The organism is Moraxella sp. CTOTU47616, assembly GCF_032017465.1.
Lineage (GTDB): Bacteria > Pseudomonadota > Gammaproteobacteria > Pseudomonadales > Moraxellaceae > Faucicola > Faucicola tetraodonis.
Map to the genome: position 1 here is coordinate 242,355 of NZ_DALZPU010000004.1, position 22,449 is coordinate 264,803.

Annotated in this window: 23 protein-coding genes; 12 read left to right on the top strand and 11 right to left on the bottom strand. The window is 44.4% G+C overall.

Features of this window, described 5'->3' with window-relative positions; genetic code table 11:
* Nucleotides 1-38 precede the first annotated feature (38 nt).
* Nucleotides 39-419, top strand: coding sequence for an aspartate 1-decarboxylase (gene panD / locus RTS10_RS06805; protein ID WP_036589204.1), 381 nt, complete (start codon nt 39-41; stop codon nt 417-419).
* 321 nt (nt 420-740) lie between these two features.
* Here panD and RTS10_RS06810 read toward each other — a convergent pair whose 3' ends face one another.
* Nucleotides 741-1,367: a superoxide dismutase gene (locus RTS10_RS06810; RefSeq protein ID WP_312539719.1), complete on the bottom strand. Its 627-nt coding sequence runs from the start codon at nt 1,365-1,367 to the stop codon at nt 741-743.
* Between the two features lie 513 nt (nt 1,368-1,880).
* Between RTS10_RS06810 and rdgB the strand changes: the two genes are divergently transcribed.
* From rdgB to clpX, 4 genes are all read left to right on the top strand, one after another.
* The gene (rdgB, locus tag RTS10_RS06815) at nt 1,881-2,531 is read left to right on the top strand and encodes an RdgB/HAM1 family non-canonical purine NTP pyrophosphatase (protein ID WP_312539720.1); all 651 of its coding nucleotides are present in this window, start codon (nt 1,881-1,883) and stop codon (nt 2,529-2,531) included.
* 305 nt (nt 2,532-2,836) lie between these two features.
* Complete coding sequence (gene tig, locus RTS10_RS06820; protein WP_312539722.1) at nt 2,837-4,201, top strand: trigger factor; 1,365 nt, start codon at nt 2,837-2,839, stop codon at nt 4,199-4,201.
* A 137-nt stretch (nt 4,202-4,338) separates the two neighbouring features.
* Entirely contained in the window at nt 4,339-5,013 is a 675-nt protein-coding gene (clpP, locus tag RTS10_RS06825; protein WP_007117251.1) for an ATP-dependent Clp endopeptidase proteolytic subunit ClpP, read from the top strand.
* 56 nt (nt 5,014-5,069) lie between these two features.
* On the top strand, nt 5,070-6,353 hold the full coding sequence (clpX, locus tag RTS10_RS06830) for an ATP-dependent protease ATP-binding subunit ClpX (RefSeq protein ID WP_203171366.1): 1,284 nt from the start codon (nt 5,070-5,072) through the stop codon (nt 6,351-6,353).
* A 63-nt stretch (nt 6,354-6,416) separates the two neighbouring features.
* Here the strand turns inward: clpX and RTS10_RS06835 are convergent, their stop codons facing one another.
* The 9 genes from RTS10_RS06835 to RTS10_RS06875 form a co-directional block, all read right to left on the bottom strand.
* Nucleotides 6,417-7,004, bottom strand: coding sequence for an HD domain-containing protein (locus tag RTS10_RS06835; RefSeq protein WP_203171365.1), 588 nt, complete (start codon nt 7,002-7,004; stop codon nt 6,417-6,419).
* A gap of 36 nt (nt 7,005-7,040) precedes the next feature.
* Nucleotides 7,041-7,616 (bottom strand): hydrolase, encoded by a 576-nt coding sequence (locus RTS10_RS06840; protein WP_312539723.1) that lies wholly within the window; start codon nt 7,614-7,616, stop codon nt 7,041-7,043.
* A gap of 90 nt (nt 7,617-7,706) precedes the next feature.
* The gene (locus tag RTS10_RS06845; RefSeq protein ID WP_312539725.1) at nt 7,707-8,249 is read right to left on the bottom strand and encodes a hypothetical protein; all 543 of its coding nucleotides are present in this window, start codon (nt 8,247-8,249) and stop codon (nt 7,707-7,709) included.
* 131 nt (nt 8,250-8,380) lie between these two features.
* Nucleotides 8,381-8,638, bottom strand: a complete 258-nt coding sequence (locus RTS10_RS06850; RefSeq protein ID WP_007117256.1) for a YfhL family 4Fe-4S dicluster ferredoxin — start codon at nt 8,636-8,638, stop codon at nt 8,381-8,383.
* A 37-nt stretch (nt 8,639-8,675) separates the two neighbouring features.
* Nucleotides 8,676-9,095, bottom strand: coding sequence for a hypothetical protein (locus RTS10_RS06855; protein ID WP_095356728.1), 420 nt, complete (start codon nt 9,093-9,095; stop codon nt 8,676-8,678).
* Nucleotides 9,096-9,141: 46 nt separating this feature from the next.
* The gene (gene trhP / locus RTS10_RS06860) at nt 9,142-10,575 is read right to left on the bottom strand and encodes a prephenate-dependent tRNA uridine(34) hydroxylase TrhP (protein WP_312539727.1); all 1,434 of its coding nucleotides are present in this window, start codon (nt 10,573-10,575) and stop codon (nt 9,142-9,144) included.
* 110 nt (nt 10,576-10,685) lie between these two features.
* Nucleotides 10,686-11,156, bottom strand: a complete 471-nt coding sequence (locus RTS10_RS06865; RefSeq protein WP_082168271.1) for a flavodoxin family protein — start codon at nt 11,154-11,156, stop codon at nt 10,686-10,688.
* A 107-nt stretch (nt 11,157-11,263) separates the two neighbouring features.
* Nucleotides 11,264-12,136 (bottom strand): SPFH domain-containing protein, encoded by an 873-nt coding sequence (locus RTS10_RS06870; protein WP_050324924.1) that lies wholly within the window; start codon nt 12,134-12,136, stop codon nt 11,264-11,266.
* A 30-nt stretch (nt 12,137-12,166) separates the two neighbouring features.
* The gene (locus RTS10_RS06875; RefSeq protein WP_312116616.1) at nt 12,167-12,625 is read right to left on the bottom strand and encodes an NfeD family protein; all 459 of its coding nucleotides are present in this window, start codon (nt 12,623-12,625) and stop codon (nt 12,167-12,169) included.
* Nucleotides 12,626-12,847: 222 nt separating this feature from the next.
* On the opposite strand from RTS10_RS06875, the gene RTS10_RS06880 reads away from it, so the two are divergent.
* The 3 genes from RTS10_RS06880 (at nt 12,848) to RTS10_RS06890 (ending at nt 14,868) form a co-directional block, all read left to right on the top strand.
* Complete coding sequence (locus RTS10_RS06880) at nt 12,848-13,312, top strand: MarR family winged helix-turn-helix transcriptional regulator (protein WP_312523953.1); 465 nt, start codon at nt 12,848-12,850, stop codon at nt 13,310-13,312.
* Nucleotides 13,313-13,593: 281 nt separating this feature from the next.
* Nucleotides 13,594-14,010: an Ohr family peroxiredoxin gene (locus RTS10_RS06885; RefSeq protein WP_007117263.1), complete on the top strand. Its 417-nt coding sequence runs from the start codon at nt 13,594-13,596 to the stop codon at nt 14,008-14,010.
* Nucleotides 14,011-14,232: 222 nt separating this feature from the next.
* Complete coding sequence (locus RTS10_RS06890; protein WP_312539728.1) at nt 14,233-14,868, top strand: NAD(P)H-dependent oxidoreductase; 636 nt, start codon at nt 14,233-14,235, stop codon at nt 14,866-14,868.
* 150 nt (nt 14,869-15,018) lie between these two features.
* Here the strand turns inward: RTS10_RS06890 and RTS10_RS06895 are convergent, their stop codons facing one another.
* Nucleotides 15,019-16,116 carry a TonB family protein gene (locus RTS10_RS06895; protein ID WP_312383663.1) on the bottom strand — a complete coding sequence of 366 codons (1,098 nt, stop codon included), beginning with the start codon at nt 16,114-16,116 and terminating at the stop codon, nt 15,019-15,021.
* A gap of 171 nt (nt 16,117-16,287) precedes the next feature.
* Here RTS10_RS06895 and RTS10_RS06900 point away from each other — a divergent pair, with 171 nt between their 5' ends.
* The 4 genes from RTS10_RS06900 (at nt 16,288) to RTS10_RS06915 (ending at nt 22,413) form a co-directional block, all read left to right on the top strand.
* Complete coding sequence (locus tag RTS10_RS06900) at nt 16,288-17,061, top strand: ABC transporter ATP-binding protein (protein ID WP_007117267.1); 774 nt, start codon at nt 16,288-16,290, stop codon at nt 17,059-17,061.
* Between the two features lie 35 nt (nt 17,062-17,096).
* Nucleotides 17,097-18,005, top strand: coding sequence for an ABC transporter substrate-binding protein (locus RTS10_RS06905; RefSeq protein WP_253852240.1), 909 nt, complete (start codon nt 17,097-17,099; stop codon nt 18,003-18,005).
* Entirely contained in the window at nt 17,998-20,061 is a 2,064-nt protein-coding gene (gene fhuB, locus RTS10_RS06910; RefSeq protein ID WP_312539729.1) for a Fe(3+)-hydroxamate ABC transporter permease FhuB, read from the top strand. Before RTS10_RS06905 ends, fhuB begins: the two co-directional genes overlap by 8 nt.
* Before the next feature lie 105 nt (nt 20,062-20,166).
* A complete protein-coding gene (locus RTS10_RS06915) occupies nt 20,167-22,413 on the top strand; it encodes a TonB-dependent receptor (RefSeq protein WP_312539730.1) in 2,247 nt (748 codons plus the stop codon).
* Nucleotides 22,414-22,449: the final 36 nt, after the last annotated feature.

Consider the following 22,449-nt stretch of genomic DNA (forward strand, 5'->3'; position numbering starts at 1 on the left):
ACGCGCATCGCGTTAACCTGACAAGGTAAGGAACGATCATGTTATTAACCCTATTAAAAGCCAAACTTCACCGCGCGCGTGTGACCCATTGTGAGCTTCACTACGAAGGCTCATGTGGCATTGATAGCGAGTTACTCGACTTGGCGGGCATCCGTGAGAACGAATCAATCGACATTTACAATGTCAACAATGGTAAACGCTTTCGCACCTATGCGATTCGTGCAGAAGCAGGCTCAAAAATGATTTCGCTCAACGGAGCAGCCGCTCACATGGCGGATTTAGGCGATGTAGTGATTATCGCTGCTTACGCGCAAATGGATGAGAAAGAAGCCGACAACCATCATCCACGCTTGGTTTACCTTGATGAAGGTAATATCGTTAAAGACACTGCCAACGTGATTCCTGTACAAGTTTCTTAACACTGCTTTATCTTTACCACAAATGTGCAAATAAATTAGGCGAGTCATTGAATACTCGCCTTTTTTTGTCTGTATTTTTTATTTAAACAATGCGTTTGGCTGATGCGTAAATGAATGAGCGGGTCAACCGTAAATTGCACGTTGGTAATCTGCTTGCGATAGGTTAATTAGCACCAATGTGGCAGATAACGAAAGGCTTGATATAGGATTAATAACATTTTACTTTTAGTGCCTATTAATAAAAAAAAATAATAAAAAAAGCCGAAATTGATTCGGCTTTTTTTAAACGATTAAAGGACTTAAAAAAGCAAAGATAGATGATTATTTCTCTACGCCAGCTGGTTGACCTTTGTATTTGGCGTTTGCGTAATCCCAGTTAACCAGTTTATCTAGGAAAGTATCAACGTAGTCTGGACGACGATTACGGTAGTCAATGTAGTAAGCATGCTCCCACACGTCACAAGTCAATACCGCAACTTGGTTATGGGCTAATGGGGTGTCTGCGTTTGCCGTTTTGGTGATTGATAATTGACCACCCACGCTGTCAGCCACTAACCATGCCCAACCTGAACCAAATTGGCTTACGGCCGCGTTTTTGAATTCTTCACGGAATTTTGCATACGAACCAAATGCTTCTTCGATTTTGGCTTTTAGGTCGCCTGTTGGCTCACCACCACCATTAGCAGTTAGGCAGTTCCAGTAGAAAGTATGATTCCAAACTTGTGCCGCTTGGTTAAAGATTGTCGCTTTGCTGTTATCACCTGCGGTGGCTTTGATGATTTCATCTAGCTCTTTACCTTCAAGACCTGAACCTGGTAGTAGCTCATTTAGTTTGTTGACATACGCTGCATGGTGTTTGTCATGGTGAAATTCTAGGGTTTCTGCGCTGATATGTGGCTCAAGCGCGTTTTTGGCGTATGGTAAATCTGGTAATGTAATGTGTGACATGTTGTTTTCCTTTTTCCTTCGCTATTGTTGTGATGACTTTATGATAAAAGTAACCACATGCCATTTTTGAGATAAAAGCTTTGTATTAAAAACGCATATATCAAAACCATATCCAAAATGGCAAGTTGGCTGGGTTTATGTTATTTATCTATGCTTCATCAAGGGTTAAAAACGCTCACTAGCTTTACTATCGTTAGCTTTGTTTATTAACCTTGCTATCATTAGCCTTGATAATATCCTCATAACACATGGGTTATTTTGCCATAAAAATTGGCAGAATTTAACCGTTTCTATAGTGGGGATTTATTATCTTGTGGGGTAAAAATCAATGAGTGCCTGCTAATAAGCTGATTTTTAACCCGTTACTTGCTATTTGATGATAGCAAATTACTCAAAAAAAACTGTAGTGGTTTGGTATAAGGCTTTTGCAATGTGAGTATTTGCAGCGCGAGCCACTGTTAACTATGCTATGATAAGGTCAAGTTTTTTATGCAAAATACACAGTGGGTCTGTATGTCAGTTTCTATCCCCAATCAACTATTTCCTACCCGCCAGTTAGTCCTCGCCAGTAATAACCAAGGCAAGCTCGCGGAATTCAAGCAATTATTTGAACAAGCCAATCTTGAGATAACCGTCATTCCGCAAGGGCAATTGGGCATCGAGGATGCGGTCGAAGATGGACTTAGTTTTATTGAAAACGCGCTGATTAAAGCCCGTCATGCCAGCCGTATTAGCGGACTGCCTGCGATTGCTGATGATTCGGGTTTATGTGTACCCATACTAGGCGGTCAACCTGGGATTTATTCTGCGCGTTTTGCCCAAGATGAAGCCAGCTTTAGCGAGCATAAAGACTTAGCCAATAACCAAAAATTATTGCGGCTGCTTGAACCCCACAGACACGCGAATGAACCGATTATCGGGCAGTTTGTTTGCGTGTTGGCACTCGTGCGCCATGCCGATGACCCACTACCCATCATTGCACAAGGGATTTGGCAAGGTGAAATCTTGCCCGCCCCGCAAGGTGAGCTTGGTTTTGGTTATGACCCGCTATTTTGGGTGCCAAGCGTACAAAAAAGCGCTGCCGAGATGCAAAAGACCGATAAAAACCGCATCAGTCATCGTGGGCAAGCGATGCAGCAACTGCTAATGCAATTGATGAAGTAAAGTAGTGAAATTGATAAAGTAAAGGTTTTCAACTCACGCTCTTGCAGATAGACAGGGTGTGACTGCTAAGGTAGCCGATACAGAGATTTTACAGCAACAATTTTTTTACTTTACTAGATGATTAATTTATACTATACCACTTTCGGTTAATTTTTGCCTTTTAGCATGCGTTAACCAACAGATTTTGGATTGCGTATTTTATAGGCTTTTTTCATTCACCTTAAAAGCCTGATAACTTATCGCTATTTACCCTTATGAGTGGCACCCACGCTGCTCTTTTTTGATATTTTATGGAAGGTTTTGTTATGTCAAATTCAAATGTGTCAGATTCAACAGTTACTAACTTAGAAGTAACTACCAACAAAAAATCAAACCTTGAAACCCAAATCACGGTTAAAGTACCTGTGTCAACCATTCAAGGTCGCGTGGAAAAACGCATCAACCAAGTGGCAAAAACCGCTAAAATCGACGGGTTCCGCAAAGGTAAAGTGCCTGTATCACACATTCGCGCCCAATATGGCGCAGGTATCCAACAAGAAGTGATTAATGACGTAATTCGCGATACCGTATTTGATGCGATTCGTCAAGAAAACATCCGCGCCGTGGGTATGCCAAACATTGATGACGTGAAACTTGAAAACGACTTTTTGGTTTATCAAGCAACGGTTGAAGTATTCCCAGAAGTAGAAGTTCAAGGGTTATCAGACATCGAAGTTGAGCGTCAAGTTGCCAACGTGGGCGACGCAGACGTTGACACCATGATTGAAAACCTACAAAAACAACGCCAAACTTACGTTGCCAAAGATGATGCCGCAGCCGAAGGCGACCAAGTCAAGTTTGACTTTGAAGGTTCAATCGATGGTGAAAAATTTGAAGGCGGTAGCGCACAAGACTTTAGCCTAGTACTAGGCAGTGGCCGTATGATTCCAGGTTTTGAAGATGGTATCAAAGGCATGAAAGCAGGCGAAGAAAAAACCATCGACGTGACGTTCCCAGAAGATTACCCAGCCGAAAACCTACAAGGTAAACAAGCACAGTTCAAAATCAACGTCAAATCAGTTGAGCAATCACAATTACCAGAATTAAACGATGAGTTCCTTGAAGCATTTGGGGTAACAGAAGGCGGCTTAGACAAACTTAAAGCAGACGTGCGTAAAAACATGGAACGCGAAGTAAAAAGCGCTGCCCGTAACCAAGTGAAAGAAGCGGCATTTAACGCCCTACTTGAAAAAAATGAAATCGACGTACCTGCATCGATGCTTGAGCAAGAAATCGATCGCCAACGTAGTATGATGTTAAACCGTTTTGCCCAGCAATTTGGTGCCGATCCTAAAACTTTTAACAAAGACATGCTACCAAACGAATTATTTGAAGAGCAAGCCCTGCGCGCTGCCCGTCTTGGCATCATCGTTTCGAGCCTGATTGAGTCAAATAAACTTGAAGTTGACCAAGAACGTGTGACCACATATATCAATGAAATGGCAGAAAACTACGAAGATCCAAACGAAGTTATCGACTATTACACCAACAATGCGCAGGAACGTGCCAACATCGAAGCGGTGGTGTTAGAAGACCAAGTGGTCGATCATATCTTGTCTCAAGGTAAAGTGACTGATACTGAAGTATCTTACCAAGACTTACTAGCTAGCCAACAACAAGCGATGATGTAATAATTGGCTTAATCCATTCTTAGGCATTTAAGCTTAGGCGTTTAAGAATGTATTTTTAGTCAGCTTAGTAACTTGTTTTTATGCCAATTGCCCTTATAAACAATAAGGGCTTTTGCATATTTAAAAAGGACAATAACATGTTAGAAAAATTCTTGGACTCGCCTTTCGCGACGAGTCAAATCCAAAATACTGTAACCCGTGACGTGTTGTCACCACAAAGTGCTTTAGTACCTATGGTGGTCGAGCAATCGGCTCGCGGTGAGCGCTCATTTGACATCTATTCACGCCTATTGCGTGAGCGTGTGGTGTTCTTAGCCGGTCAAGTTGAAGACCACATGGCGAATTTAATTGTCGCCCAGTTGTTGTTCCTAGAAGCGGAAAATCCAGAAAAAGACATTCACTTATACATTAATTCACCAGGTGGCTCTGTGAGTGCAGGTCTTGCGGTGTTTGACACCATGAACTTTATCCAGCCACAAGTGTCAACGATTTGTATGGGCGGTGCTTATAGCATGGGTTCATTCTTACTAGCGGCGGGTGAAAAAGGTAAACGCTACGCCTTAGCCAATGCGCGTGTGATGATTCACCAACCGTCAGGTGGGGCACAAGGTCAAGCGACTGATATTGAAATCAATGCGCGTGAAATCCTAAAAATCCGTGAACGCTTAAATAAAATCTTGGCAGAACGTACCGGTCAGCCACTTGAGAAAATCGCCCGTGATGTCGAGCGTGACTATTGGCTAGACGCCCAAGAAGCCAAAGAATACGGTCTGATCGATGAAGTATTAGAAAAACGTCCAAGCATTGCTTAATAGGTTACACAATCACAAAGCAATTAAAACAAGCATAATTTTAGGAGCGTTTTTTTATGTCAAAAAATGACATTGAGCCACACTGCTCGTTTTGTGGTAAAGCCAAACACGAAGTCAAAAAGCTAATTGCAGGTCAAGACGCCAATATCTGTAATGAGTGTATTGAACTGTGCGATGATTTAATCGCCGAATCAAAGTCATCGGGCAGCGACGGTAGTGATACCAATGAGCGTGAAAACTGGGCAGCGCGCAAATTGCCAACGCCCAAAGAAATCCGCAGCCACTTAGATGAGTATGTCATCGGTCAAGATAAAGCCAAAAAAACTTTGGCAGTCGCGGTTTACAACCATTACAAACGCTTAAAGGTCAGTGAAAAGCTGAGTGAAGATAAGGCACTGACGACACTTGGCGCTGAAGATGCGATGGTTGAGCTATCAAAAAGTAATATTTTGCTGATTGGTCCAACGGGCTCTGGTAAAACCTTACTGGCACAGACCCTTGCCCGCCTACTTGATGTCCCATTTGCGCTCGCCGATGCCACTACCTTGACCGAAGCGGGTTATGTCGGTGAAGACGTGGAAAACATCGTACAAAAACTGTTACAAGCGGCAGAGTTTGATGTCGAGAGAGCGCAAAAAGGCATTATTTATATCGATGAAATTGATAAAATCAGCCGTAAAAGCGAAAACCCTTCGATTACCCGTGATGTGTCGGGTGAAGGCGTACAGCAAGCGCTGTTGAAATTGATTGAAGGTACGGTTGCCAATATTCCACCGCAAGGTGGTCGTAAGCACCCAAACCAAGAGATGATTCAGGTCGATACCAGTAATATCTTGGTGATTTGTGGCGGTGCGTTTGCTGGTCTAGACAATGTCATTCAACAGCGTACCGAAAAAACCGGTATCGGTTTTAACGCTGAGGTAAAAGCCAAAGACAGCGGCAAGAAAACCGGTGAATTATTCAAGCAAGTCGAGCCAGAAGATTTGATTAAATTTGGTCTGATTCCAGAGTTAATTGGTCGTCTGCCTGTGGTCGCGACACTGGAAGAATTGGACGAAGAAGCATTGGTACAAATCTTAACCGAGCCAAAAAATGCGCTGGTCAAACAATACGAATACTTGTTTGAGATGGAAAATGCGACGTTATCGTTTACCGATGATGCGCTAGTTGCGATTGCCAAACAAGCCTTAAAGCGTCGTACCGGCGCGCGTGGTCTACGCTCCATTGTTGAAAACGCCCTGCTCGATACCATGTATGAATTACCCTCGATGACACCCGGCAAAACCGTGACAGTCAATAAGGCAGTGATTGATAATAACCAATCGCCAGAGATTGTTTAACTGTTAGTGATTTTAAAAATAGTGAGTTAAAAAAACGTGCCTATGTCGCACGTTTTTTTATGTTTAATCTTCAATCAACCAACCCTGTTGTACCGCAATGGCAATTTGCTCGGTTATCCAGTCGTGAATGATGGGAAAATCCTGTCTGATAAAGGCTTGGGCGGCTTCGACTTGGGAGCGCTTGACCTGATGGTCTGTCCACGCACCGCCATCTGTCACCATATTGAGCATAAAGGGCAATAGCCTATCCACTACTTTAACTAGTTTGCTTTCAGCACTATGACCTGTTTCTTGCTCATCCCACAGCGTTAACAATTCTGGAACGGGGTTGCCCATCATCGTTGCCAGTTTTTCTACACCAATGCGCTCATCAACATGCGCCTGCGAGCGTTTATCAGCATATAAGAATGTGTCACCCGCCTCGATTTCACCCAAGTCATGAACCAATGCCAGTTTGAGCAACTTTTCATGATTGACATCCAGTTTGAAATGCTGCGCTACTGCCCAACACGCCATCGCCAAATGCCATGAATGCTCGGCTGAGTTTTCAAGACGTCGTGGCGTGTCTTTAGACAGTTGGGTGGTATAGTTGCGGCGGTTGACTGATTTTAAGGCATCCAATGCCAACAGATAATCAATAAGTGGTTGCATCAAATACCTCTTAATCCTGCATGGTCTGAGTCGTATTCACTTGACTAGCGCTGAAATCGTTTTAAAAGCGGGATCTTCTGAGCTACGACACAGCTCAAATAAAATCGCTTCGGTGGTGGTGACGACCGCACCGGCACGGCGCATACGACGAATCGCAATTTTACGGTCATACAGGTCTCGCGAGCCCACGGCATCGGTGATAATGATGGGCTGCATACCGTTATCGAGTAAATCTAACGCCGTCTGCATGACACAGACATGAGCTTCTGTACCAAATAAAATCACATTGTTGCGATTTTGCTGGGCGATATGATGCCAAGAGGTTGGCGTATCACAGGCGCTAAAGGTGGTTTTTTCAAACACTGGGGTATTTTTTTCAGATAGTAACTGCGTCAACTCTGGCAAAGTATGCCCAAGTCCTTTGGGATATTGCTCATTAACCATAATAGGCACATTAAGCGCTTGTAGACCTTGAATCAAAATCGCTGTTTTTTTGAGTAATTTTCGATGTTCGGCAATATGGGGCGCAAGTTTTTCTTGTATATCAATCAGCATGGCTTGGCAGTCATTGCGCTCGATACGATAGGGTTTTGGGATAAATTTTGTTGTCATCTTCAGCTCCTTTGATGATGGTTCAACTTGGGTGGTTACAATCATTCGTATGTCACGAATGCTATACTATACTCTATTAAAAAAACGCCATTAAAAATTCATGGCATCATCTGCGGTGTCGACCACAGTTAACTGATAGTCCAAATGCCCTAAATAGCCATAATGTCCTTTTTCACTGAGTTCGGCAACAATAGTGACGTCATCACAGTGCACCTGATCCATAAGCTTGGTTTGATGACTGGCTTGATTGTCAGTAGGTGTTTTATTGGACTGATACAGTGATTGAATACGCAGTAATGGATCATTGAGCGCATAGGTAGCGCCATCGGTGACAAAGGTTAAATACTCACCGACTTTGTGCACCTTACCTTTAAAATGCTGATTGGTCACAACCCCGCTAAATGCAGGGGTATACAAACGGCGCGTTTTATATTGCTGCTTGGCATATTGCCATGCGCCATAACTGCCTAAGACAGCAGTTGCGCCCGTTGCCGCTGTGGCTGTCACACCGACGCCAATGAGTTTCGCGACAACGTGACGCTTTTTAGCTTTGTTTTTTTGTTTGCGAGGCTGTGCTGAGCGCTTCGATTGTTGTGCTTGAGAGTCAGTCGCTTTGCTATTTTTTTTAAACATGAATGTCACTTTACTTTAAATGTCACTTTAAATGTTGTTTTTGATAAAAAATGCCAGTAATCACTTCAAAAAAAATTGATTAACTTATAGTAAAATGTTTTGGCAACATTTACCGCAACTTTTTGTTAGTATTATTTTTGCCAAATTTGCTTATATTTTGCAAGCAGCTGTTCGGGCGATTCAGGGCGCTCATCGTCTTTGATGATGCAGTCAATCGGACAGACTTTATCGCAGGTTGGCTCATCATAGAACCCGATGCATTCGGTGCACAAGTCAGGATTGATGACGTAGGTTTTTTGTACTTTATTGTCATAGCTAATGGCTTCATTTGGGCATTCGGGCTCACAAATGTCGCAATTTATACAGTCGGAAGTGATTTTTAGTGCCATGTCTTGTAGTCTGTTTTTACCTTAGCAATTAAAACCTTTAGCGATTAACGATTGACACCGCACTTAGGCGCCATACATTGTTATCTTGCATCCACAATTCCTGCATGACATTTGCCAGCGGTTCATGCTTATAATACAAAGTGATCATACATTCGGTGAGTGAGAAAAAGTGATAGCGAACACGGTCAGGCAATAGCGGTTGAGACTGCCAGTCTCGAGATTGCCATAAGTTATGTAAAATCTCATGCCAGCTGTCGCGATTGTGGATTGCTTTACCGTTAACGAACCGAAAGTTGTCCGCCAAAGTCGTCTCAATGGCTTTAAAATCCTGTGATAAATATCCTTGGATAAACACATTACGGCGAAGTGCTAGGGAATCCTGCAATGCTTCAACATTCACCGCTTCAACAATCGTTGAAATGGTGTCTGATTTATTTTGCTGGTATGAGTGAACCACAAAAATTCCTTAACCTAATGCCTGATACCGTGACAACAAGACCAACTTAGGTAAAAATTGGCTCACTGACGCTTTTCATGATTAGCGCAAATTGCAACACATCATCCTGCATCTCTTTAAACGGATTGGCGATTTGACACACCCAGCCAGAGCCTAAAGCGCCATCAATTGGCTCACCTTGTTTATTCCACATTTCTTTGAGTGGGTAGCTCAAATTACCCTGCGGCGTCATGATTTCGATGGTATCACCCACCATTAATTTGTTCTTAATTACCAAGGTTAAGCGCGTTGGGGTAATGTCGCTAATCTCCGCAACAAACTGCTGATGATCGGTTTTTGATGACCCATATTCATAGTTTTGGTAATCACTGTGCACGTGGCGACGTAAAAAACCTTCGGTATAGCCGCGATTGGCGAGCCCATCGAGTGCGGTGATTAAGCCTGTATCAAATGGCTTACCAGCGGCGGCATCATCAATCGCTTGGCGGTACACTTGCGCGGTGCGCGCCACGTAATAATGCGACTTGGTACGGCCTTCGATTTTGAGTGAGTGTACGCCCATATGGGTCAGCTCAGGCACTAGCTCAACAGCACGTAAGTCCTTAGAATTCATAATATAAGTGCCATGTTCATCTTCAAACATCGCCATCAATTCGCCTGGGCGACCTTGTTCTTCAATCAGTACCACTTCATCTGATGGCTGCTGTACATAGTCATCGCCCATCACCACATCACCATTTAGATTGATAGTTTGAATGGCATCTTCTTGCGTGGCTTGAGTAGGCACAAAAACCTCTGGGCTATTGATAGCTTGGCTGATAGGCTGCGTAGGCACGATATCGCCCGTTTCGTTTTCTTCTGCTTTATAGGTGTTGTATGACCAGCGACAGGCATTGGTACAAGTGCCTTGGTTGGCATCGCGTTTATTGATATACCCAGAGAGCAAACAACGACCCGAATACGCCATACAAAGTGCCCCATGCACAAACACCTCAATTTCCATATCGGGCACTTCAGCGATGATTTGCTCGATTTCTTTGAGTGACAGCTCGCGACTCAAAATCACGCGGCTGACGCCCATTTGTTTCCAAAACTTGACCGTTGCCCAGTTCACCGCGTTCGCCTGCACCGATAGGTGAATCACCTGCTCTGGAAAGGCTTCACGTACCATCATAATCATCCCAGCATCTGACATAATCAGCGCATCGGGTTTCATCTCAATCACAGGGCGGATGTCTTCGATAAAAGTTTTAAGCTTGGCATTATGCGCTTGGATATTGACCACGACATAAAAATGCTTGCCGAGTGAATGGGCGTAGGCAATCCCTTTGGCAAGATTTTCCTCATCAAAATCATTATTGCGCACCCGCAAGCTATAACGTGCTTGTCCCGCATAGACGGCATCTGCGCCATAGGCAAACGCATATTGCATATTACGAAAAGTGCCAGCAGGGCATAAAAGTTCAGGCTTACGGGTCATAACTATCCTTACAGCGTGTCATACAATGTGAAATTGTTGATATTATAACAAACTTGATAATCACGCGGAAAAAAACTTGAGTAATTTACTCGGAAATCATGCTAAAGCCGTTATAAAATATTCAATGATAAACCTGCACAGACTGCCATGGTAAGCTCAGCGACTTGCTCATCAAATGCGCTTGACCATTCACCTTTTAATACTAAAGGCGGTTGTATCCAGCGCCAACGCAATCCTGTGACGATACTCTCTACCGCGCGTTTGCTACCTGTACCGTCAAGCCCAGCACGGATATAACACGCCACAGGCAGTCCTTGTTTTTGCTCAAGCACCGGGTAATAAATTCGCTCAAAAAAATCCTTGGTCAGCCCCGCCATATAACCAAAATTTTCGGTTGTGCCAATGATAATGGCATCCGCTTTTAACACATCTTCCACTTGGGTTTGTAACGGTGTTTTAACAATCACGGTGACGTTATCAATATCCGCTAGCTGTGTGGCGGATTTTGCAACTTCTGCTAATCGCTGGGTATTATCTGATGGGGTATGTAGTACCAATAGTAAATTTTTCATTTCACGCATACTGTATATCCTAAAATGTCATGATTACCCAATTTTGGCGAATAAAAAACCGCAAGGTGATGCGGTTTCAGTCAGCGTTTTAATTAGCAGATGAGTCACGCCCAATGTTAAGGACGGTGGATTTTATCGCCCACTTCCCCCATCATACCGCGCACGGTATTTAAGATATCAGCAGGCAGTACCACGGTTTTGGCATTCGGTGATTTTGACATATCAGTCATGGCTTTGATGTACTGCTCACCTAGTAGATATAGCAGCGGAATCTCGCGCTCGCCCACCGCTTCACTAATCAAGCGAATTGATTGCTCACTGCCTCGTGCCAGTACCACTTGCGCTTCGGCATCACGCCGTGACGCCTCAAGACGTCCATCAGCTTCTGCAATCGCTGCTTGGCGTTGCCCATCCGCTTTGGTCACTGTAGCACGGCGTTGACGCTCCGCAGCCGCCTGTTCTTCCATCGCCATTTGCATGGTAGGTGATGGGCTAATATCTTGGATTTCCACGGTTTTTAGGGTAATTCCCCAATCGGCAATATCATCAGAAATGGACATTTTTAGCGCGGCTTTGATTTGGTCACGCGATGATAACGCACTGTCAAAATCCATGTCACCAATGATAGAACGCAGTGAGGTTTGTACCAAATTACGAATGCCCTGCTCATAATCCTCAATACCATACACGGCACGCTCTGGATGCACGATATTGATATACGCCACCGCATTGGCGATAATCACGACGTTATCACGGGTGATTACCTCTTGCGATGGAATATCTAGCACGATATCTTTGGTAGTTACTTTATATGCCACGTTATCGACATAAGGAATGATAAAATTCAACCCAGGCTCTAAGGTCTGATGGTACTTACCCAAACGCTGTACAATCCACTTAAACCCTTGTGGTACGATTTTTACCCCTTTATAAAGGGTAAATAGCACAAAGGCGACCAAAAAAATACCAATACCGCTCAACGCTTCCATGACAATTCCTTTATTGATGCTTATTAATGCTTATTGATGCTTGGTGGATTCTACAAGCAACTCATTTCCAATAACATCCACCACAATGGCTCTATCGCCAACTTCTAGCGGTGCGCTTTGGTAGCTACGACACACCCACTCATCCGCCCCAAAAATTGGCACACTAAAACGAATCTTGCCCAATTTATCTGCTTGCGGACTTTGAATAATCATGCCTGTTTCCCCGATGATAACCCCTGAACCCAATCCTGCTGTGGTACGATTTTGCATATACGGCTTGATAAATTTAAAGCCAATGATAGTAAAAATCACCGACAGTATCAGCCATACCATGAGCCAAAAAAACCAGCTAAACGGTAATAACCATGACAAAACGGCCACCACAATCGCTGCCACACCAATCGATAAACTCACAAAACTGGTCAAGAATAGTTCAAGAATAATCAGCACTAACCCCAAAATCAGCCAGTGCCAAGGCTCAATTAGCATATCCCCACCTTGATTTTTAGTATACCAAACCCATTATGCAAGATTATGAATTTAAAAACAAATGCCGTTATTTACCCGCCATCTTTGTCACATTATGCACTATCATCGGCTATCAACTGCTTGACCGCACAGACCGCCAATTGTGGTTAATGATTGCACAAAGATGTGTTTTTTCCTATAGTGGTCAATGACCCTTTCATCTCTAGAGTCCCAAAAAATACGATGAGCCTTGATGCCCTCAAACTGAGTAACCAGTTATGTTTTCCCATTTATTCACTGTCAAAAAGTATCACTAACCACTATCGTCCCCTGCTAAAAGCCTTGGATTTGACCTATCCACAATACCTTGTCATGTTGGTGCTATGGGAAAAAAGTCCACAAACTGTCGGCACATTGGGCGATTTTTTAGACCTTGATACCGGCACACTTACCCCTTTACTTAAAAGACTTGAAGCCAAAGGCTTTGTGCACCGTGAGCGTGCCACACAAGACGAACGGGTAGTACAAATATCGCTCACTGCCAAAGGGGATGCCCTAAAAATCCAAGCCGCGTCCATTCCTAGTGCTATGTTAGCTGCCATGCAGTTAGATGACGAAGCGATAGATCTGCTACAGCAAGTGGCGAAAAAACTCTGCCCGACTCATACAAGCGAGTGTACCCACAATCTATCACCCAAAAATCCTTAAACAAATTTTTAGCGTTAAGCGCTATCTGCCTGCGTCTTGTCTATTATCATGCGTCTTGTTAGGGTATCGTTAGATTTAGCATTTTTAGTCATTTGTTATTAGTTTGTATGCAGCGTGTGAGAATTTTATTACCTTATCTAGGCACCGAAAATTATATTGTGTAAAATATAATTTTTTAAAACTTAAATATTAAAACCTAAATACCGTGGCGAATGTTGTAACGTCTATCGCCGATTTTTTCATTCATTCACGCAATTTAACAATTCAAAAAAGGTACTCTTATGAAAATTTTTTATAAAACCCCAACCGCTACCTCAACAGGCGGCCGCTCAGGTCACGTTGCACTAGAAGATGGTTCACTGGGCTTTGATTTACAATCCCCTGAGCAAAATAGCACAGGCGTCAACCCAGAAAAATTATTTGCCATGGGTTATGCCGCTTGTTTTGACAATGCGTTGACTCATGTGGCACAGCGTATGAAGCTAGAAGGCGTGAGCTCAAAAACCTCAGCAGTAGTTGGGCTTGGCATGAATACCCAAGGCGGTTATGCGCTTGACATCGATTTGTATATAGAACTTAGCGGCGTCAGCGAAGAACAAGCGAAAGACTTGGTTGAGACGACGGACAAAGTCTGCCCGTATTCTAATGCCGTGCGCGGCAATGTTGACGTACGTCTGCATACCCAAGTAGTGGCATAATCAATTTAACATAATTTCCATTGCAACCGGCGTGCTCATCTGCCAAAAGACCAATTCCCACACATTCACCGTTTTGTTGAGCAAGTTGAAAGCCACCCAAGCTATCTAAAAGCCAATGATAAAATTGGCAAAATCGAGCTTTCTTTAGCTTTGTTTAAAGGCTCGGGCAATAATCTTTATCACTATCAAATTACTTTATCACTACTATATTAGGAGTATTTCATGTCACTGATTGAAAACTTACATTGGCGCCATGCCGTCAAAGCCTTTGACCCAAACCAAAGCGTGAGCCAAGAAAATATCGACAAAATCATCGAAGCCGCCCGACTTGCGCCCACCTCATCGGGATTGCAGCCCTTTAAAGTTATCGTGGTCAAAAACCAAGCCATCAAAGCGCAGCTAGTGGCGGGTGCGCTCAATCCTGACTGCATGAAAGAATGTTCTCACGTGCTTATTTTTGCAGGTTGGCAGGATTATAGCGCCGAAAAAATTGATACCGTGTATGACATGACCACAGATGAGCGTGGCTTACCTAGAGGACGTTTTGATAGTTATACTTCCATGCTCAAAGCAAGTGTGGCCAAAAAAAGTGCAGACGAAAACTTTGAACATATCGCTCGCCAAGCTTACATTGGCTTGGGACTTGCGTTGGCACAAGCAGCAGAGCTTAAAGTAGATAGTTGCCCTGCCGAAGGCTTTGATCCTAAGCTGATTGACGAGGTATTAGGTTTAGAGAAATTGGGGCTAAAAAGTATCGTAATCATGTATGTGGGTGTTTCAGATCCAGCACGTGATTGGATTGCGCCTATGGCAAAAGTACGCGTAGCCACTGAAGATTTTGTGATTGAATACAATTAATTCATCAGCTAGCAAAAAAATCTCTAAGAACAACCCTCTAAATAGCTTATTTAGAGGGTTTTTTATATCTACAATGGGCAAGTGATATTGGTTAAAGCAATTTGTACGGGGATAGGTTTTATGAAGTACGGATTTTTTTAATAATCATCTTTATTGACAGCGAACCGGTAGATTGACAATACCTACCACCGGTACGCCATTTTTGGTAAAGGGGTTAAATTTGCCGCTCTTAGCCTGCATAGACAGTTGTCTATCGACTCTGACATTGCCGGTCGATTTGGCTAAAGTGACGCTGGTTGGATTGCCTTGTTTGTCCACCGTATAGCGAATAATCGCTGTTAATGCGCCGTTTTCCAGGTCTTCACTATGACAGCTAAAGCTAGGTTGCCGCCGCCAACTTGCTTGCCCTGCCGAAAAGCTCACAGGTGAATTATTTTGCGCTTGCTGGGCTTCTTTATCCTTGTCGGCTTGTTGTTGTTTTGCCTTTTCGGCTTTCGCCCTAGCTTCATCGGCTTGTCTGGCTTTGGCATCAGCTAGCGCTTTTTGACGATCTATTTCTGCTTGTTTGCGCTCACGCTCTTGTTGTTCAATTAATTGGTTTTCCAACGCTTTTTGCCGTGCAAGCGCTTGTTGGCGTTCCAATTCTTGTTGTCTTTCTAATTCTTGCTGTCTGACGAGTGCTTGCTGGCGTTCAAGTTGTTGTTTTTGCGCTTGTTCGGCTCGCTCATTGGCGAGGGCTAGTTGCCTTGCCATGACAATGTTTTGGTCAACCTGTGGCGGCTTGACGATAGTTTTTTCAGCTGGTTTCGACGGTTCGGGTAATGGTTTAATCGGTTGTTCTACAGGTTTCTTAGCAATCGGTTTTTCGACTGTTTTCTCAACAGGCTTGCTGATGGGTTTTTCTATCGGCTTTTCTTCTGGTTTTTCTGCTATTTTTTCTATGGGCTTTTCTGTTGGCTTTTCGACGGGCTTAGGTAGTTGTTTTATCGGTTGTTGCTCGGCTGTTACCGTCATCTCTTCAGGCTTGGTTGGCGCAGGTGGTGGCGCGATAAAGCTAATTTCTAACGGTGGCGTGACTTTGGGCGGTTTGATATCAGGCGTTGCCATATTTGCCAAGCTAATCGCTACGATACCATGTAAGCTCAATACACCAATCAGTGCCAACGTGCCCGACTTTTTATCGACTATGCTGCTAATATCGTTTGAGAAATGGGCTGGACTAAAGTTAGCGTGACGTTGGATAGACATAGTTATAGCGCTGTATGTTTAGGGAAACTTTTGAAATCGCTGTATTATAGTGTGAATGAGAATCGTTATCAATATCTTAAATGATATTAATTCTTATTTATAAAAATTAATGATAATTATTATCATCAATGCTATGATTTGCTATTTTAAAACTTTGACCCGGGTCAACTCATGCTAACCACCCAATCGCTTACCGTCATGCGCCAACAAAAAACCCTCTTAAACAACATCAATGTTACCATTGAGAAGGGAAAAATCTATGCCTTAATTGGGCATAACGGTTCGGGTAAATCGACATTGATTAAAGCTTTGGCAGGGGAAACCACCCCCACTAGCGGACAGATTTTATTACCGGATTTTGCTGACAAATCAATCTTTGATTTACCGCCAAAAACCCTCGCCCAACAAGTCGCCTATTTACCGCAAAAATTGCCTGATGCCAGTCAATTTACCGTTGCCGAACTGGTGATGTTAGGGCGATACCCTTATCAAAAATGGCTACAAAAGCCTACGCCACAAGACCATACTAAGGTGCGTGAAGCAATGGCGCTGACCCAAGTCACGCCGTTTGCCGAGCAATCAGTGGCAACGCTATCCGGAGGGGAGCGCGCCAGGGCATGGCTTGCCATGTGTATCGCCCAAGATACGCCCTATTTGCTACTTGATGAACCACTTGCCCCGCTCGACATCGTCTATCAAGTTGAAATACTGCGTCTCATTCGTGATTTGGCACGGCAGAAAAACAAGGCGATTGTGATTATTATTCATGATATTAATCTTGCGGCACAGTTTTGTGATGAGTTTATTGCGTTAAAAAACGGCAAGCTTTGTCATGTTGGTGATATCGCCAGTACCATGCAACCGCAAGTGCTTGACCAGATTTTTGGTATCAATTTGCATTTATTAAGTCACCCAGTCACCGGTAATAAAGTGGCGGTGGTGTGATGAGAGCTTTTTGCTTGCTAATTGTTTTGTTTTTTTTGACAGCGTGCCAGCCTCAGCGGGATTTAAAGCTTGAAGCGCCCCCCGCAGAGGCTCACAGCGTCAAAGTCATCACCCCTGATTGGGCGGTGGCTTCGACACTCACCGCCCTAGGCTATCCACCGATTGCCACAGGCGATACCAAAAGCTACCGTGAATGGGTGGGGACGCCCGCGCTGCCAAGTGATATTATCGATATTGGGGAACGATTCACCCCAAACTTTGAACGGCTTGCCCAACTCACCTCATCTTCTAACAATATTGTGATTATTGATAATGATTTTTATGCTCATCTAAGACCTGCTTACGGCAACACACCCCATAAGTCGGTGAGTTTTATGTCAAAAAACGCGATAGCGACTTGGCAGGACTATGCTGAACCGACACTTCAGCTGGGTGAAATTATTCATCAGCCGCAGCGCGCCCAGCAATTTTTAACCCAGTCAAAAAAACAGCTTGGCAAGCTTGGTGCGACATTTCGCCAAACACATCCTCACATCAAAAAAATTGCGGTGGTGCAGTTTGCCGATAGCAATAATTTGCGGATTTATACCAACAATAGTCTGTTTCGACCGACATTTGAGGTGATGGGGTTAAATTTGATTACACTTGAAGATCAGATGGGTAAAGGTAATCTTTGGGGATTTAATTCGTTGGTATTGAGTGATTTGGCAAAACTTGATGATGATACCTGTTTGGTAGTGGTTGAGCCGTTTAGTCCTATGCTACGTCAAGAATTAGCCAAGAATTTGCTGTGGCAGCGGCTAGGCTATGGCGCAAGGGCTAACAATAGCCGCTGTATGGCAGTGTTACCGCCGATTTGGCTGTATGGCGGTGTGTCTTCTATGGTGGTATTTGGCGAGCGATTAAATCAGGCTCATTGGTTAGGGGGCAAGGCGCATGGATAATAAAACTAGGCTACAACATAACCAGCGAATTACCAAGCCCTTTAATGCCCCTGCCTGTTGGCTTTTTAGTGGCTTATTGTCGCTGGTTTTAATAACCACGGCTTTAGTCCTTAACAGCACTTGGCATGATGCATTGTGGTTATTATTTGCCAGTTCACAGTCGCTGACCTTAGCGCAAATGGTGGCGCAGTTACAAATTTTGCCGACTATGTTAGTGGCGATATTTGCCGGCGGATTACTGGGCGTAGTCAGTGTCTTGCTACAACAATTGGTCAAAAATACCCTTGCTTCAGATAGTACCCTTGCGGTAGGAACAGGGGCACAATTGGCTTTATTAATTGTGACGCTGTTTTTTCCCAGTTTTGGATTATATGGTAGCTTTTGGGTGGCGTTTGTTGGGACATTGCTGAGTATGGGCTTGGTGTTTGCGATTGCTGCCAACAGCCGTATGAATCCTGTGGTGCTCATTTTGGGTGGTTTGGTGGTCAATATTTTGTTTTCTGCTATTTCCTCACTGTTGATGATTTTTTTCTCAGAAAGGGTTATGGGGGTCATGGCATGGGAAAGCGGTAACTTAACCCAAACCAGTTGGCAAAATAGCCAGTTTTTTGTGCTAATAAGCCTAGTCCTGCCCGTCATCTTGTTGTTTTTGGTCAAACCTTTAACCATCATGAGCCTTGATGAACGCCAAGCCAAAGCCTTGGGCGTGCCTGTGGCTGCCGTGCGTATGTTGGTAGTAATCCTTGTTGCGATAGTCACGGCAAGCGTGGTAAGCCGCGTGGGCGTTTTAAGTTTTGTGGGCTTGGCTGCGGCAAGTGTCGTTAATGTAGTAGCGATTCGCCCGATTGGACAACGATTACTGGCAGGATTTGCCTTTGGGGCGATGTTGTTGTGGCTGACCAATAACATTGTGACGCTGCTGTCACCTTGGTTTAAACAGTTACTTAATATAACGCTGCCTGTGGGGTCGGTCACAGGAATATTAGGTGCCGGGTTGATTATTTGGTTGGTCATTCGACAAAGTAAACAGCCGATGATTGCCGAACAAAGCCCTAGCCTGTTGGCCGGCAAACGCCGATATTTTGGTGGCGGTTTTTGGGCGGTTTCGGTAGGGTTGTTGCTGCTTTTGACAGTAAGTGTATTACATATTTCCCCTGATGCAATGGGCAGTTTTGGGTGGCATGCCGAGGCAAGTTTTATCGAGAATTTTCGCCTGCCGCGTACCTTATCGGCAATGGCAACAGGTCTGATGCTGGCTACCGCAGGGGTGCTATTACAAAACTTGACGCGCAATCCGATGGCAAGTCCTGAAGTGATGGGCATCAGTTCAGGTGCAGCATTGGGGGTGGTATTGGTGTTCGTGCTTAGTCCAGTGATATCAGGCACACTGGGACTGGCAACCGATTCTGTTTGGGCATTGGGATTGCCGTTATTGGGCGGACTGTTAGGTGCGGCTTTGGTGTTACTGTTGGTTTTATGGCTTGCGCGTCGGCTATCCTCAAGCTATTTGTTGCTCGTGGGTGTGGCGATTTCTGCATTGATGGGTGGTATTTTAACTTTAATCAAACTGTCAGGCGACCCTCGCTTACAAGCGATGCTCAATTGGCTATCGGGTACAACGTATCATGCTTATCCTGTGACAGCGTGGGCATTGATGGTCATTGGTGCAGTGTTATTTTTGCTCAGTTTTTTGCTACTAAAGCCGCTTAGGGTGATTAGCCTAGATGAAACAATGGCTCGCAGTTTGGGCGTATCAGTAAAACGTAGCGAAATACTGATTTTTAGTCTTGTAGCAGTGTTAAGCACTGTTTCGACATTGGCGGTTGGACCGCTAAGTTTTATTGGATTAATGACGCCGCATTTAGCCAAGACACTTGGGGCGGTGCAGTTACCTCACCAATTAGCCTTATCAGCGCTACTGGGCGCAGGATTGATGTTGATTGCTGATTGGGTGGGACGTTATGCGATTTTTCCCTATGAAATACCTGCGGGCACAATCGCTTCCATCGTAGGCGGTTTATATTTTTTATGGTTGATGAAAGGTATGAAAAATTAAACAGATAACTTCTTTGGTTGCGCTATCATTATTTATTGTAAATAAAAATAATAATTGTTATCATTCGCAAAAATGTTTTATCTATTGTCCTTTGAGTGATTGAATATGCGTTTATCCCTATTATCTTTAGCCGTGCGTTCGGCTTTGGCAGCAAGTACGATTGGCTTATTATCGACCGCGGCGATGGCAGAAGAAGCAAATACCACGGATGCCGCCACAGAAACCCTACTCGATGAAATCGTGGTGACTGCAAGTGCGGATGCATCAAAAACTGGTTTGCCGCCCGCCTATCAAGGTGGGCAAGTCGCCACAGGTAGCCGTATCGGTATTTTGGGTAATAAATCGACCATGGAAACGCCTTTTTCGACCACGGCCTATACCAATGACTTTATTTTGAATAAACAAGCGGATTCTGTTGGGGATATCCTAAAAAAAGATTCAACGGTGCGTGTGGCTCGTGGCTTTGGTAATTTTCAAGAAGCTTATCTGATTCGCGGATTTGTCACCAACTCTGACGATACCATGATGAACGGCTTATACGGCATTATGCCTCGTCAATTTATCGCAAGTGAGCTATTTGAGCGGGTCGAAGTACAACGTGGCGCGAGTACCTTCCTAAATGGCATGGCACCCGGAGGTAGTAATAAAGGGGGCACAGTCAATTTGCTGCCAAAGCGTGCCACTCAAACGCCGATTCGTAAAGTCACTATCAGCAGCGAAAATGCCGAAAATGGTAAAATTGCCCTAGACGTGGGACAACGGTTTGGCGCAAATCAAGCGTACGGTGTGCGTGCCAATGTCGCCTATCAAGACGGCGGTACAGCAGTCGATGATGAAAAAGCCAAATTGGGTTTGGTCGGTTTGGGCTTAGATTATCGCCAAGATAACATGCGGTTATCGGCAGATTTGGGCTATCAAAATAACGAACTGCAAAAAACACGCACCAATGTCACCTTGTCAGGTTTGACCCGTGTACCCAATGCCGCTGATGCCAAAAGCAACTGGTCGCAACCGTGGAGTTATTCAAATGAAAAAGATGTGTTTGGCACATTACGGGCTGAATATGACCTTAGCCCAAATTTGACTGCGTATGGCGCGTATGGCTTTCGTCATGGCGAAGAAGAGAACTCGCTCGCTAACTTGACGGTCACCAATTTAAATGGCGATGGCACCACCTACCGCTTTGACAATGCCCGTGAGGATGACATTAACACAGGCGAAATCGGTATCCGTGGCAAACTGACCTCAGGCAAAATCAACCATAACTGGGTAGTGTCTGGCAATATCTATAAAGCACAGATAAAAGCACCTTATCAATTTGATTGGCAAAACACGCTGACGACCAATTTATATCACCCAACCTCGTACGCCAAACCCAGCTGGTCAGCAGCGGCGTTGGCAGGTGGCGATATCGACCATCCTACCAAGACAGGCGAAACCACGCTCACCAGTGTGGCATTGGCAGACACCCTAGCCTTCATGGATGATAAACTTCAAGTGACCTTAGGGGCAAGACACCAAACCATTGAAGATGAAAGTTTTGACCCCACCACCCAAGCCAGCAATGGCAAATATAAAGAAAGTAAAACCACGCCTGCGTTTGCCCTATTATATCGCCCTAGCGATGAATGGTCAGTCTTTGCTAACTATATGCAAAGCCTCAGCAAAGGCGAAACTGCCCCATTCACCACCACCATTGATGGTGTAGCAACTGAGCTGACCAATGCAGATCAAGCCATGTCACCGTACGTCACCAAACAAAGCGAAATCGGCGTGAAATACGACCGTGGCGTTATCGGTGCAGGTCTCACCGTTTTTCAAACCAACAAGCCGCGTTATACTACCGTTGATACTACCTTTGAAGCGCACGGCAAAAACCAACATAAAGGCATTGAGCTCAATGTATATGGACAACCCACCGCCAATATGCGAGTGCTAGGCGGCGTGACATTTCTTGATACCCAACAAAAAGACACCGGTAGCGATGCCACTGAAGGTAAGCAAGTTATCGGTGCGGCAAAACACCTGTTGAATCTAGGGCTGGAATATGACTTACCCCAAGTAGACGGCTTAACCTTAACAGGCGATGTCATCCATACCGGCAAACGTTACGCCAATGATGCCAACACCCTAACAGTCGATGGCTACACCACTGTGGATTTGGGCGCAAGATATAAAACCCAACTTGCCGGTAAAGCAGTCACGCTCAAAGGGGTGATTGCTAACGTCACCGATAAAGACTACTGGTCATCGGTGGGCGGTTATGAAAATACGGCAGGTGACAACGGTGCAGGCTATCTTACCTTAGGTGAGCCACGCACATTGAAGCTGTCAGCGACCTTTGATTTTTAATTTTACCCATCGTTAACGTTTGCCATCGGATAAAGC